Source organism: Roseateles sp. (assembly GCF_047654805.1).
Lineage (GTDB): Bacteria > Pseudomonadota > Gammaproteobacteria > Burkholderiales > Burkholderiaceae_C > Pelomonas.
On sequence record NZ_JASGIV010000001.1, the window covers coordinates 5,995,777 to 6,007,964 of the forward strand.

Below are 12,188 nucleotides of genomic sequence, written 5' to 3' on the forward strand. Positions count from 1 at the left end.
CGGTCTGGTCGCGGGAATCCTGGTGACCGAGCCAGGCAATGGGTCACCCCGGCCGCAACGCTGGCAGAGCGGCGCCACAATGGCACCTCGGAGTTTCCAACGGAGTACAGATCATGTCCGACTCAGTAGTCATCGTCTCGGCCGCCCGCACCCCCATTGGCGGCTTGTTGGGTGATTTCGCCGGCCTTGCCGGCTGGGAACTTGGCGCCGTCGCGATCAGGGCGGCCGTGGAGCGCGCCGGCGTGCCCGGTGACGCTGTCGACGAGGTGCTGATGGGCAACTGTCTGATGGCCGGTCAGGGCCAGGCGCCCGCGCGCCAGGCGCTGCGCAAGGCCGGCCTGCCTGATTCGGCCGGCGCCGTTACGCTGAGCAAGATGTGCGGCTCTGGCATGCGCACGATGATGTTCGCTCACGACATGCTGGCTGCTGGATCGGCCGAGGTCATGGTTGCCGGCGGCATGGAGAGCATGACCAACGCGCCTCACCTGATGTTCGCGCGCAAGGGTATCAAGTACGGCGCCAGCGCCGTCTACGACCACATGGCTCTGGACGGACTGGAAGACGCCTACGAGCGTGGCAAGGCCATGGGCGTGTTCGCCGAGCAGTGCGTGACCAAGTACGCCTTCAGCCGCGAGGCCATGGACCAGTACGCCATCTCATCCACGCAGCGCGCCAAGGCCGCCAATGAGGACGGCAGCTTCGACTGGGAGATGGCGCCCGTGACGCTGTCCAGCCCGAAGGGCGATACCGTCATCAAGTTCGACGAGCAGCCCTTCAAGGCCAAGCTCGACAAGATCCCCACGCTCAAGCCTGCGTTCAAGAAGGACGGTGCCATCACGGCAGCCACCTCGTCCAGCATTTCCGACGGCGCGGCGGCGCTGGTGCTGATGCGTGAGAGCACGGCCAAGGCACGCGGCCTGAGGCCCATCGCCCGCGTTGTCAGCCATGCGGTGCACGCCCAGGCCCCGGACTGGTTCACGACCGCCCCGGTCGGCGCTATCCAGAAGGCACTGGCCAAAGCCGGCTGGCAGGCCGGCGACGTGGACCTGTGGGAAGTGAACGAGGCCTTTGCTGCCGTCACGATGGCTGCCATGGCCGAGTTCAAGCTGCCTCACGAGATCGTCAACGTGCACGGCGGCGCCGTGGCACTGGGTCACCCCATCGGTGCCAGCGGCGCGCGCATTGTCGTCACGCTGCTGGGTGCGCTGAGGAAGCGCGGTCTCAAGAAGGGCATGGCCGCACTGTGCATTGGCGGCGGCGAGGCGACCGCGCTGGCTGTCGAGCTGCTCTAGGCCATGCAGTTGGGTGTCCACGACCTCGGGCTTTTCACCGCGACGGTGTTCGTGTTGAATGCCACGCCGGGCGTGGACATGGCCTACACGGTCGCAAGCACGCTGCGCGGCGGCTGGCGCCAGGGCGTTGCTGCGGCGCTGGGCACCATGGGCGGCTGCGTGCTGCACACGCTGGCGGCGGCATTCGGCCTGGCTGCGCTACTGGCCACGTCCGCCGAGGCCTTCACGGCCATCAAGCTCATGGGCGCGGCCTACCTGCTCTATGTGGCGTTCGGGCTGGCGCGTGCGGGGCTGAGGCCGCCGACCACCACGGTCGAAGTCAACGCGCCGCCCTCGCTGTGGCGCACGGCGCGCCAGGGTTTCTTCACGAACGCGCTGAACCCCAAGGTGGCACTTTTCTTCCTCGCACTGCTGCCCCAGTTCATTGATGTCTCCGCACCGAGCAAGACACTGGCCTTCCTCTTCCTTGGCGCGTGGTTTATCGCGCAGGGGTTGCTCTTCTTGCTTGCGCTGATTGCCCTCGTCGCGCCGCTGCGCCGCAGCAAGCCGCGGCCCTGGGTGGGGCGCGGTCTCAACCTCGGCGGCGCCGGGCTGTTCACATTGCTGGCTGCGAAACTGGCCTTCACCAAACCATGAATGTCCTCATCGTCGGCGCGTCGCGCGGCCTCGGGCTTGAGTTTGTCCGTCAATACCGCGCGGCCGGCGCCCGCATCACGGCCACGGCGCGCGATGACGCCGCGCTGGAGCGATTGCGCGCCCATGGCGCCCGTGCGCTGAAGCTGGACGTGGCCGATGCGGCCAGCGTGTCCGGCCTGGCCTGGATGATCGACGGCGAGCGCTTCGACGTGGTTGTCATCAACGCGGGCGTGTATGGCCCCGCCACCAAGGGCCTGGAGACGCCCACGGTCGCCGACTTCGACGCCGTCATGCATACCAACGTGCTGGCCCCGATGCGACTGCTGCCGCAGATCGCCGAAGCCCTGGCGCCCGGGGCGCGGGTGGCCATCATTTCGTCCAAGATGGGCTCATTGGGCCTGCGCGCGAGCAGCACCGGCTGGCTCTACCGCGCGTCCAAAGCGGCCGCGAATTCGGTGATGCGGGACGCGTCTCTGGCTCTCGCGGGACAGGCTACCGTCGTCAGCTTCCATCCCGGCTGGGTACGCACCGACATGGGCGGCGCTGGTGCCGACATCGATGCGACGACCAGCATCGCCGGTATGCGCACCGTGCTTGCCAGCGTGAAGCCGGCGGACACGGGCAGCTTCTTCAATTACGACGGGCAGCGCCTGGCCTGGTAGCGGCTGTCGTTCCTGAAGGGGCGTTCGACAATAGCGCCACCCCAACGTTTGTCGGAAAGCGCCACCCATGCTCCTCCCCGAAGACCACCTCGCCGTGCAGGACGCCATCCGCGCCTACGTGCAGGCCGAGATCGCTCCCCATGCCGCAGCCTGGGATAGGAACCATCACTTCCCCGCCGAACAGCTGAAGGGCCTGGCCGCGCTGGGTTGCTACGGCGTTGCCGTGCCCGCCGAGTGGGACGGCGCGGGCCTGGACTACCTGGCCCTGTCGGTGATCCTGGAAGAGATCGCGGCGGGCGACGGCGGCACCAGCACGGTAGTCAGCGTCAACAACTGCCCCGTCTGCTCCATCCTGATGAGCTTCGCGAACGACGAGCAGAAGGAGCGCTTCCTAAAACCCCTGGCACGCGGCGACATGCTTGGGGCGTTCTGCCTGACCGAGCCGCATGTGGGCTCCGAGGCGGGCGGCCTGAAGACCACGGCCACGCGCGATGGGGAGCACTACGTGCTCAACGGCGTCAAGCAGTTCATCACGAGTGGCAAGCATGGTGACGTTGCCATCGTCATGGCCGTGACGGACAAGGCCGCCGGCAAGAAGGGCATCAGCGCCTTTGTCGTGCCCACCGGCACGGCCGGCTATCAAGTCGCGCGCATCGAGGAGAAGATGGGCCAGCACAGCAGCGACACGGCCCAGATCCTGTTCGAGGACTGCCGCGTGCCGGCTGCCAACCTACTGGGCGAGGAGGGTCAAGGCCTAAAGATTGCGCTGTCGGGCCTGGAGGGCGGGCGCATCGGCATCGCGTCGCAGAGCGTGGGCATGGCGCGCTCGGCGTTCGAGGCGGCGCTGCGCTACAGCAAGGACCGCGTGACCTTCGGCCAGCCCATCTTTAGCCACCAGGCCGTGCAGTTCAAGTTGGCCGACATGGCCACGCAGATCGAGGCGGCGCGCCAGCTGATCTGGCATGCAGCCAGCCTGAAGGACGCCGGCCGGCCCTGCCTGAAGGAGGCCGCCATGGCCAAGCTGTTCGCCAGTGAGATGGCCGAGCGCGTCTGCTCCGAAGCCATACAGATCCATGGCGGCTACGGCTACCTCAGCGACTTCCCCGTGGAACGCATCTACCGCGACGTGCGCGTGACGCAGATCTACGAGGGCACGAGTGAGGTGCAGAAGATCCTGATCGGGCGCGCGTTGGCCTGAGCCGTGATGCACCCGTCGCGGCTTTACTTCAGCACAAGTTCGCGGATCAGCTCGCTGCCCAGCACGTCGCGCATGGGGCCGCGCTCGATGGTGGCCTTGTTCTGGGCCGCGCTGTTGCCCAGCACCTTGGCCGAGACTGCCTCGAACTCGTCGCTGCGGTCGAGCGCGGCCATGTTGGCGTAGGTGACAGTCAGGATCAGGTCGGGCTCCTGCGGCGTCCTGGCCTGCTTGCCAAAGATGTTGTAGCTGACGATCAGGCCGGCCTTCTTCTGCGCGTCCATGTTGGCCCGGTAGGTGGTGGACAGGAACTGCATGTAGTCGTCAAAGCGGCCGGGCCGGACCTTGATGTAGGAGACCTCCGTGACGGGGCCGTCCCTGTAGGGCTTGGCATCCTGGGCCCAGCCCAGGGTCGAAGCGCAGGCCAGCGCCAGCGCGAGCAGGGTCGGTGACAGTCTTTGCATGAGGTGCTCCTTCGACGTGTCGAGAAATTCGACCCTCAGCTTTTAGAAGGGTCGCCCTTCGCGATGCTGTCCTTGCCGAGGCGGCCATCCGCAAGCTTGTGGATGCGCCCGGTGAGGGCTCGGCTCAGCCGCTCAGGGCATCGAATGCGGCGCCCAGCACGGCGGCCGATGCCCTTAGCGCGTCGCGCTCGGCCGCGTCCAGCGCCGGCTCGACGACCTGCGCCGCGCCGCCCATGCCCACCACGGCCGGCAGCGACAGCGCTACGCCGTGGATGCCGCAGGCGCCGTTTTGGACGCGGCTGACCGGCAGCAGTCGGCGTTCGTCGTTGACCAGGCAGCCGATCAGCTCGGCCGTCACCAGGCCGATGGCGTGGTTGGTGGCGCCCTTGCGCCGGATGACCTCATAGGCGGCGCGCCGCACTTGCAGGGCTAGCGACGCTTCGTCCGCGGCCTTCCAGCCGGGCCAGTCACGCAAGGCCGTGCCGCCGACGCGAGCACCCGACCACAGCATCACCGACGAATCACCATGCTCCCCGACGACCTGGGCGTGAACGGATTGGGTGGACAGGCTCAGTTGCCTGGCCAAGCGTTCGCGCAATCGCGCAGTGTCCAGCAGCGTGCCGGTTCCGATCACGCGTTCCAACGGCAGTCCGCTGGCCTGAGCGACGACGCGGGTCAACACGTCGACCGGGTTGGTTACGACCAGCACGATGGCGTTCGAGCCGGCCAGCACGCTGCCGATGCTGGAGGCGATGCGGGCGTTGTCGCGCAGCAGGTCCAGCCTGCTCTCCTGCGGGCGGCCGTTGCGGCCGGCGGCCAGCACGACGATCTCGGCCTCACGCATTTGTTCCAGCGTCACGGCGCGCACCGCGCAGCGCGGGTAGAAAGCCGCGCCGTCGGCCAGGTCCATGGCCTCGCCCTCGGCGACGTCGGCGCGCTGGTCGTGCAGCCAGAGCTCGCCAGCATGGCCAGCCAGCAAGGTAGAGAAGGCCACGCTGGTGCCCACCCAGCCGGTGCCGATGATGCCTATGCGTGCCTTCATGCCTCCAGTATGGCGCCACCGTCGATTCGTCCGTCCGGCTCGCCATTCGTCGCAAGCTCGCCGGTGCCGCTCGGGAGCGCCTCTAGCATGGCCTCCTGCTCGATTCAGGAGACAAGCGGCATGACGAACGAAGTGCTGATGGCCCGCGCCCTGCGCAAGACCTACGGGGACCGGGTGGCGGTGCAGGACGTCAGCCTGACGCTGCGCTCCGGCGAGGTGTTGGGCCTGCTTGGGCCCAATGGTGCAGGCAAATCGACGACGGTGGGCATGATCTGCGGCCTGACGCAGCCCGACGCGGGCAGCGTGACGCTGTCAGGTGGCGTCAGCCTTGCCTCTGACGAGGCTGGCTACAAGCGCCGCATCGGCCTGGTGCCGCAGGACATCGCGCTCTACGAGGAGCTGCCGGCGCGCATGAACCTGGAGCTGTTCGGAGCTCTTTACGGCATGCCGCCCGGGCTGCTGAAGCGCCGGGCCGACGAGGTGCTGGCCCTGGTAGGCCTGAGTGACCGTGCCAAGGACCGGCCGGCCACCTTCTCCGGGGGCATGAAGCGTCGCCTGAACATCGCCTGCGCGCTGATCCACGACCCCGAGGTCATCCTGCTCGATGAGCCCACGGCCGGCGTCGACCCGCAGAGCCGCAACGCCATCTTCGACAACCTGGAACGGCTCAAGGCGGCCGGCAAGGCGCTGATCTATACGACGCACTACATGGAGGAAGCTGAGCGTCTGGCCGACCGCATAGTCATCGTCGACCATGGCGTCGTCGTCGCCAGCGGCACTCAGGCCCAGCTCCATGCGCTGCTGCCGGCCACGCAGACGCTGCATGTCGAGATGGTGGGCGAGCCTGACGATGCGCTGCTGCGGGGCCTGCCCGGCTTTTCTGGGCTGAAACGTGTGGGCCAGCGGCTGGAAGTCGGCATGGCCGACATCGGTCGCGACACGGGTCCGCTGCTCGCAGCGCTGGCAGGGCGCGGCATCCAGGTGGGTGGCCTGGCTTCCGCGCGCGCCACGCTCGAAGACGTGTTCCTGGCTCTGACGGGCCGCCAGCTCCGGGACTGATCGCCATGCAAGCCCTGCTCGCCCTGGTCAGCGCAGAGATCAAGCTGCACTTCTCGAACCGCCGCGCGGTGCTGATGAGCATCGTCGCACCCATCCTCATCGCCGCATTCTTCGGCAGCCTGTTCGGTGGCAGCAGCAAGATGGCCGGCATCCCCATCGGCGTCGTGGACCTGGACGGCAGCGTGCTGTCGCGCAGCGTCGTCGCGGCGCTGCGGGCCGAGTCCTCGCTGAAGACTACTGTCACCGACGAAGCCGACGCCGTGGCGCAGGTGCGCGCTGGCAGGCTGCGCGCGGTGGCCGTGCTGCCGCAGGGCCTTGGCGAGCAGGCGGGCACGGCGATGTTCGGCGGCAGCAAGCCAGAGATCACGCTGCACTACGACCCCTCGCAGGCCAGTGCACTGGCCGTCGTGCGTGGTCTGCTGGCGCAAACGCTGATGCAGGAGGTCAGCCGCGCCACCTTGAGCGGCGCGGGGCTGGCGAGGATGCAGCAGCAGGTGCGCGGCGCGGCCAGCCTGCCCGCCGGCCAGCGCGAGGACCTCGTGAAGATGTTCGACGCCATCGCCCAGGTGCAGCACGCCGACGCAGCGATCTCCGCGGCGTCCACGCCCCAGGCCGGGGGACTTTCTCTGCCCTATTCCACTCGCGAAATCGAGGCGCTGCAGTCCAGCGCCAACGCCGCGCCGGTGGCTTACAACAGCTACGCGCACTCCTTCGCAGGCATGGGCGTGCAGTTCATCCTGATGAGCGGCGTCGAGCTGGCGCTGGGCCTGCTGTTGATGCGGCGCCTGGGGTTGTGGAAGCGGTTGCGTGCGGCGCCGCTGTCGCGCGCCCAACTGCTGGGCAGCCGCATCCTGGCCAGCGCGCTGATCTCGCTGATCGTCTTCGCCGTCATATACGCAGTGGCCATCGCCGCTTTTGGCGTGCGGGTGCTGGGCAGTCCCGCTGGCTTTGCGCTGGTGCTGGTCTGCTTCTCGCTGCTGACAGCCAGTTTTGGCCTGCTTGTCGCCGCGCTGGGCCGCACACCCGAGGCGACGCGCGGCCTGGCCATCCTGGCGACGCTGCTGATGGTGATGCTGGGCGGTGCCTGGGTGCCGGCCTTCATCTTCCCGGAGTGGCTGCAGACCCTGTCGCTGGCCGTGCCCACGCGTTGGGCCGTCGATGCGCTGGATGCGATGACCTGGCGCGGCTTGCCCTTCGCCGATGCGCTGCTGCCCAGTGCCGTGATGCTGGGCTTCAGTGCGGTGTTCGGGATGGTCGCGATCTGGCGTTTCCGCTGGGAAGAGTGAGCAGCGCATCGCGGACACTAGGCCTTCGCCATCACCGGGAGGGACGCATGAGCCAGCGCCACAGTGCCGACGATCGCGCCTTGGGGTTGGATCGCCCGATATCGCGCCGGGATTTCCTCGATGGCATGGCCGCCGGCGCGGCGGCGCTGTCGGTGGGCGGCTCAGCGCGGGCGGGCGCGGTCGATGCCGTTGCACCGCCGCGGCAGCGGGGCCTGCGCGGCTTTGACAGCGCGGCGATGGAGGCGGGCCACGCGGTCCGTGATGGCAAGGGTTTCGGTGCCGCTGCTGACACTGGCGAACACTATGACCTGGTCGTCGTCGGTGCCGGCATGTCGGGACTGGCGGCGGCCTGGTTCTACCGCCAGCAACTGCCGGGCGCGAAGATCCTGCTGCTGGACGGTTGCGACGATTTTGGCGGCCATGCGCGTCGCGTCGAGTTTGACGTCGATGGCCGGCAGCTGTTGGTCTGCGGCGGCACGCAGGAGCTCTGGAACCTCAATACCTTCTCGCCCGAGTCCCTGCGCATGCTGGCGGACATCGGCATCGACCGCGAGCGCTATCGCCGCCATGTGGAGGTTGACCGCGATGCCTTCGCGGCTGCCGGTCTACGTCCCGGCACCTTCTACAACCGCGAGGCCTTCGGCAGCGACCGGCTGCTGCTGAATCCCTCGCTGCAGGGCATCACGGCCGATAAGCTGCGGGCCCACTACGACGCCACGCCGCTGCCAGAGCCCGTCAAGGCGGGCATGGTCAGGTACTTTACCGACACCGCCGACCATATGGCCGGGCTGGGCGTCGAGGAGAAGATCCGGCGGCTGCGCAAGATGTCGTTCACCGACTACCTGCTCAACGTCGCCAAGCTGCCACCCGAGGCGGTGGATTACCACGCAGCCGGCTGGGGCAACGACATGGACAACAGTTCGGCAGGCTTTGACACCATGAGCGCCTGGGCTGCGTCGCGCACCTACCCGCAGTCCTTCGCCGGCCTGGGCCTGCCCAAGGTCGAGCGGCGCTCCAACGTGGTCGCCGACGTGGGCGAGCTGATCCAGTTCCCGGACGGCAACGCAGGCGTGGCGCGCCTGCTGATCCGCCATCTGGTGCCCGGCTCGCTGCCCGGAACCACGGCGGAGGATTCGATCCGTGCCCCACTGCGCTACGACCGGCTTGACCAGCCTGGCAGCGACGTGCGCGTCCGGCTCTCCAGCATGGTGGCGCGCGTCGCGCACGTCGGTGATCCAGGCGCTGCCCGCGCGGTCGACGTCACCTATGTGCAGGGTGGGCAGGCCCGGCGCGTGCGGGCCGGTGCCGCCGTGATGGCCTGCTTTAACGCGATGCTGCCCTACCTGGTGCCTGAGCTGCCCGAGGAGCAGAAGGTGGCGCTGCGCCGGTCTGTGCGCAAGGCGCAACTGCGCAGCTTCGTGGCAGTCCGCAACTGGCGCGCGTTCGAGAAGCTGGGCGTCTACGGCATTGGCAGCCGTGGCATGCCTTTTGCGTTTACGACGCCCTGGGCCATGCCGGAGTGGGGTGGCGCCTACGCGAACGCGCGTACGCCGGACGATCCGACAGTGCTCTTCATGAATCTGTCGCGGCATGTGCTCGACCAGCGCCATGCCGGCCTGCAGCCACGTGAACGCTGGAAGGCGGCGCGCGCGACTTTGCAGGCCCTGTCCTTCGAGGCGCTCGAGCGAGACATCCGATCCCAGCTCAACCGCATGCTGGGCGCAGGCGGATTCGACGCGGCACGCGACATCGCCGGCATCACGGTCTGCCGCTGGGCGCATGGCTATGCCGGCGGTGCCAACGAGCTTTATGACACGGACGATGCACCCTGGGTGGTCGGCCGCCAGCGTTTCGGCCGAATCGCCATTGCGAACTCGGACGCCGCGGCGACCTCGCTGACCAACGCCGCCTTTGCCCAGGGCCACCGCGCCGCGCTGGAGATCGTCAACGACATCGTGCGCCCGGTCTACGACTTCCGCTGGTCCGAACGCGACGGCAGCCTGTAGCCGTCAGCGGATGGCCATCGCCCAGCGGCTGAAGCGGGGCGCCAGGCGCCAGCCATCCTCGCCCAGCCAGTCGGCCGACACAAGCACATGGTGGGCGCGCCCTATGAGCCGCTCGCGGGGCACGGTGCCGATGAATCGCGAATCCTCGCTGTTGTCGCGGTTGTCGCCGAGCAGGAAGTACCTGCCTGGCGGAACGGTCATCTCGGCGAAGTCGCGCCGCGCTTGCAGCGCGGGCAGGAACTGCACGGCATGCGGCCGGCCCCCGAGGTCCTCGGTGGCGCGCAGCGCGTCAACGACCCAGCCTGGCGTGACAGTCTCACCCTGGGTATGGCTGTCTCTGTAGGCCTGCGGCCGGCCGTTCAGTACCAGCACGCCGTCACGCATCGCGATGTGGTCGCCCGGCAGGCCGACGATGCGCTTGATGAGGCGCGTCCCGCCGGCTGGCGAGCTGAGCGTGACGACGTCGCCGCGTCGCGGCTCGGCCAACGGCATCAGCACGACGTCGGTCAGCGGCAGCTTGAGGTCATAGGCCAGGCGGTTGACGAGGACTACATCGCCCTCCAGCAGCGTTGGCCGCATCGAGCCCGACGGGATGGGATTCCAGTCGGCCACCGCGGTGCGGAACAGTGCAAAGCTGAGCAAGAACAGGATGAAGCCGCGGTTGTCGCGGAGCAGATGCCGGATGTTCATGACCTGCATGCTGCATGGATCAGCGCGGCTTCCGGTGATCCGTGCGGGCGACCGGTGGGTTGGCGTGGATGAATGGCGGCGGGTGCGCGCGAATGGCGGCGCGACTGCGCCCGGTATGGTCAGCGCCGGGCCGTTACTCAAGATCCTCGTGCAGGCAAAGAAAGTTGCCCTCCGTGTCCTTGAACCAGGCAGCCTTCTCGGCGCCCAGCACGCAGACATGGTCCACCGTTCTGAAGCCCGGCTGGTCGTAATCCTCGAAGACCACGCCCGAGCGCTCCAGTTCGGCGACGCTGGCGGCGATGTGCGTCACTTGGAAGCTGACGGCGGTGTGCTCGGCCTGGGTGCCCTCGGGTTTGTGAAACAGGGCCAGCCGGGCGCCGCCGACGTTGTAGATGAACTTGCCGTCCGGCCGCAGTTCGCCGGGCCGGAAACCGAGGCAGTCCTCGTAGAAGCGCCGGGCACGCGCCATGTCGATCACGGGAAGCATCGTCGTCATAGGGGCGCCGGTCAGCATAGGCCCTCCTTCCACCGTGGGGCGTCCGGGCGTGGCGCCGGGCGCTGACTGAAGCTTAGGCGCGGCGCAGGCCGTGCGCCAGGACAGGCCTGCAATCTGCGCCGTTGCAGCGGCCCCTCGGCCCCTCGGCCATGACCCGAAAGCTACACTGCCTCGATGCCCTCTCTCCTGGCTCTCGATAGCTCCACCGACACGATGGCCCTGGCCCTCGTTACGCCAGGGCGGATCCGGGTCATTGAGGCCGCAGGCGGCTCCCAGGCCTCAGCGCGCATGCTTCCCGAGGTCAAGGCTTTGCTGGCCGATGCGGGCCTGGTTATGGCCGACCTCGACGCCATCGCCTTCGGTCAGGGTCCCGGCGCTTTCACCGGCCTGCGCACAGCCTGTGCCGTCGCGCAGGGGCTGGCCTTCGGCCTGGACCGGCCAGTGCTGGCCGTCGACAGCCTGATGCTGGTTGCTGAGGACGCGCGCGCCCAAGGCGCGGGCGATGATGTGTGGGTTGCCATGGACGCGCGCATCGGCGAGATCTATGCGGCCCGCTACCGTTGGACCGAGGATGCCTGGGCGGTGGTCGAGGCCCCAGGCCTCTACCGCCCCGAGGTACTGGCTGTCCATTGGGGCGAGCCTGCCGCCGCTGCGGGCACGGCGCTGACCGAGTACGCCAGCGTGCTTGGTGACTTGCCCCGCGCGTGGCCCCGGGCGCGTTCCCGCGCTGCCGCTCTTGGCGCCCTGGCCCTGGCCGCCTGGGAGCGCGGCGAGATGCGGGACCCGGCCGAGGCACTGCCGGTGTACGTGCGCGACAAGGTCGCGCTCACGACGGCCGAGCGGGAGGCTGCCAAGGCATGAATGCCGTCATCCAGCCCAGCACGCCGTCCTTCGAGGCCGCGGCGATGCGAGTGCCCGACCTGACCGAGGTCCTGGCCGCGGAGCGCCTGGCCTATCCCGTGCCTTGGACGCACGGCAACTTCGTCGATTCGCTGGCTGCGGGCTATCCGGCCGAGGTGCTGCGCGGGCCGCGCGCCGAGTTGTTGGGCTATTGGGTCGCCATGCCGGGCGTGGATGAGATGCACCTGCTCAACATCACTGTCGTGCCTGGCTGGCAGGGGCACGGACTGGCCGTGACCATGCTGGACCGCCTGGTCGAAGAATGCCGCCGCCGCGGCCTGCCACAGTTGTGGCTGGAGGTGCGTGTCGGCAATGCGCGCGCCCGGGATGTCTACCAGCGCTACGGCTTTGCCGAGGTGGGGCGGCGCCGCGCCTACTACCCGGTGCAGCAGGGCCCCCGCGAAGACGCGATCCTGATGAGCCTGTCGGTGGCGGTATGAGCTGGGATGCGCGTCAAAGG

Annotated in this window: 13 protein-coding genes; 9 read left to right on the forward strand and 4 right to left on the reverse strand. The window is 68.5% G+C overall.

The features are described 5' to 3' along the window. Window positions 1–113 precede the first annotated feature (113 nt). The 4 genes from QM732_RS27155 (at window position 114) to QM732_RS27170 (ending at window position 3,788) form a co-directional block, all read left to right on the forward strand. Window positions 114–1,292: an acetyl-CoA C-acyltransferase gene (locus QM732_RS27155; protein WP_415659205.1), complete on the forward strand. Its 1,179-nt coding sequence runs from the start codon at window positions 114–116 to the stop codon at window positions 1,290–1,292. 3 nt (window positions 1,293–1,295) lie between these two features. After that, entirely contained in the window at window positions 1,296–1,928 is a 633-nt protein-coding gene (locus tag QM732_RS27160; RefSeq protein WP_415659206.1) for a LysE family translocator, read from the forward strand. Continuing rightward, a complete protein-coding gene (locus QM732_RS27165; RefSeq protein WP_415659207.1) occupies window positions 1,925–2,590 on the forward strand; it encodes an SDR family oxidoreductase in 666 nt (221 codons plus the stop codon). Before QM732_RS27160 ends, QM732_RS27165 begins: the two co-directional genes overlap by 4 nt. 67 nt (window positions 2,591–2,657) lie before the next feature. Beyond that, window positions 2,658–3,788, forward strand: a complete 1,131-nt coding sequence (locus tag QM732_RS27170) for an acyl-CoA dehydrogenase family protein (protein ID WP_415659208.1) — start codon at window positions 2,658–2,660, stop codon at window positions 3,786–3,788. A 23-nt stretch (window positions 3,789–3,811) separates the two neighbouring features. Here QM732_RS27170 and QM732_RS27175 read toward each other — a convergent pair whose 3' ends face one another. Then, window positions 3,812–4,249, reverse strand: a complete 438-nt coding sequence (locus tag QM732_RS27175; RefSeq protein WP_415659209.1) for a hypothetical protein — start codon at window positions 4,247–4,249, stop codon at window positions 3,812–3,814. Window positions 4,250–4,373: 124 nt separating this feature from the next. Continuing rightward, complete coding sequence (locus tag QM732_RS27180; RefSeq protein WP_415659210.1) at window positions 4,374–5,291, reverse strand: lactate/malate family dehydrogenase; 918 nt, start codon at window positions 5,289–5,291, stop codon at window positions 4,374–4,376. A gap of 120 nt (window positions 5,292–5,411) precedes the next feature. Here QM732_RS27180 and QM732_RS27185 point away from each other — a divergent pair, with 120 nt between their 5' ends. From QM732_RS27185 to QM732_RS27195, 3 genes are read left to right on the forward strand one after another with little or no spacing between them, the layout of a single operon-like run. Then, window positions 5,412–6,350, forward strand: a complete 939-nt coding sequence (locus QM732_RS27185; protein ID WP_415659211.1) for an ABC transporter ATP-binding protein — start codon at window positions 5,412–5,414, stop codon at window positions 6,348–6,350. Between the two features lie 5 nt (window positions 6,351–6,355). Then, a complete protein-coding gene (locus tag QM732_RS27190; protein ID WP_415659212.1) occupies window positions 6,356–7,636 on the forward strand; it encodes an ABC transporter permease in 1,281 nt (426 codons plus the stop codon). 47 nt (window positions 7,637–7,683) lie between these two features. Beyond that, a complete protein-coding gene (locus QM732_RS27195; RefSeq protein WP_415659213.1) occupies window positions 7,684–9,642 on the forward strand; it encodes an NAD(P)-binding protein in 1,959 nt (652 codons plus the stop codon). Between the two features lie 3 nt (window positions 9,643–9,645). On the opposite strand, the gene lepB is transcribed toward QM732_RS27195, so the two are convergent. Next, window positions 9,646–10,332, reverse strand: coding sequence for a signal peptidase I (lepB, locus tag QM732_RS27200; RefSeq protein WP_415659214.1), 687 nt, complete (start codon window positions 10,330–10,332; stop codon window positions 9,646–9,648). Between the two features lie 133 nt (window positions 10,333–10,465). Next, on the reverse strand, window positions 10,466–10,846 hold the full coding sequence (locus QM732_RS27205) for a VOC family protein (RefSeq protein ID WP_415659215.1): 381 nt from the start codon (window positions 10,844–10,846) through the stop codon (window positions 10,466–10,468). A gap of 156 nt (window positions 10,847–11,002) precedes the next feature. Here QM732_RS27205 and tsaB point away from each other — a divergent pair, with 156 nt between their 5' ends. Next, window positions 11,003–11,689, forward strand: coding sequence for a tRNA (adenosine(37)-N6)-threonylcarbamoyltransferase complex dimerization subunit type 1 TsaB (tsaB, locus tag QM732_RS27210; protein ID WP_415659216.1), 687 nt, complete (start codon window positions 11,003–11,005; stop codon window positions 11,687–11,689). After that, on the forward strand, window positions 11,686–12,168 hold the full coding sequence (gene rimI / locus QM732_RS27215) for a ribosomal protein S18-alanine N-acetyltransferase (protein WP_415659217.1): 483 nt from the start codon (window positions 11,686–11,688) through the stop codon (window positions 12,166–12,168). The genes tsaB and rimI overlap by 4 nt, the downstream gene beginning before the upstream one ends. Window positions 12,169–12,188: the final 20 nt, after the last annotated feature.

What these genes read in the sequence shown, in the direction of transcription:
- QM732_RS27170 (WP_415659208.1), top strand. Translation starts at nt 2,658, where the DNA reads ATGCTCCTCCCCGAAGACCACCTCGCCGTGCAGGACGCCATCCGCGCC.
- QM732_RS27190 (WP_415659212.1), top strand. Translation starts at nt 6,356, where the DNA reads ATGCAAGCCCTGCTCGCCCTGGTCAGCGCAGAGATCAAGCTGCACTTC.
- lepB (WP_415659214.1), bottom strand. Translation starts at nt 10,332, where the DNA reads ATGAACATCCGGCATCTGCTCCGCGACAACCGCGGCTTCATCCTGTTC.
- QM732_RS27160 (WP_415659206.1), top strand. Translation starts at nt 1,296, where the DNA reads ATGCAGTTGGGTGTCCACGACCTCGGGCTTTTCACCGCGACGGTGTTC.
- QM732_RS27165 (WP_415659207.1), top strand. Translation starts at nt 1,925, where the DNA reads ATGAATGTCCTCATCGTCGGCGCGTCGCGCGGCCTCGGGCTTGAGTTT.
- QM732_RS27175 (WP_415659209.1), bottom strand. Translation starts at nt 4,249, where the DNA reads ATGCAAAGACTGTCACCGACCCTGCTCGCGCTGGCGCTGGCCTGCGCT.
- QM732_RS27185 (WP_415659211.1), top strand. Translation starts at nt 5,412, where the DNA reads ATGACGAACGAAGTGCTGATGGCCCGCGCCCTGCGCAAGACCTACGGG.
- QM732_RS27155 (WP_415659205.1), top strand. Translation starts at nt 114, where the DNA reads ATGTCCGACTCAGTAGTCATCGTCTCGGCCGCCCGCACCCCCATTGGC.
- QM732_RS27180 (WP_415659210.1), bottom strand. Translation starts at nt 5,291, where the DNA reads ATGAAGGCACGCATAGGCATCATCGGCACCGGCTGGGTGGGCACCAGC.
- QM732_RS27205 (WP_415659215.1), bottom strand. Translation starts at nt 10,846, where the DNA reads ATGCTGACCGGCGCCCCTATGACGACGATGCTTCCCGTGATCGACATG.
- QM732_RS27195 (WP_415659213.1), top strand. Translation starts at nt 7,684, where the DNA reads ATGAGCCAGCGCCACAGTGCCGACGATCGCGCCTTGGGGTTGGATCGC.
- tsaB (WP_415659216.1), top strand. Translation starts at nt 11,003, where the DNA reads ATGCCCTCTCTCCTGGCTCTCGATAGCTCCACCGACACGATGGCCCTG.
- rimI (WP_415659217.1), top strand. Translation starts at nt 11,686, where the DNA reads ATGAATGCCGTCATCCAGCCCAGCACGCCGTCCTTCGAGGCCGCGGCG.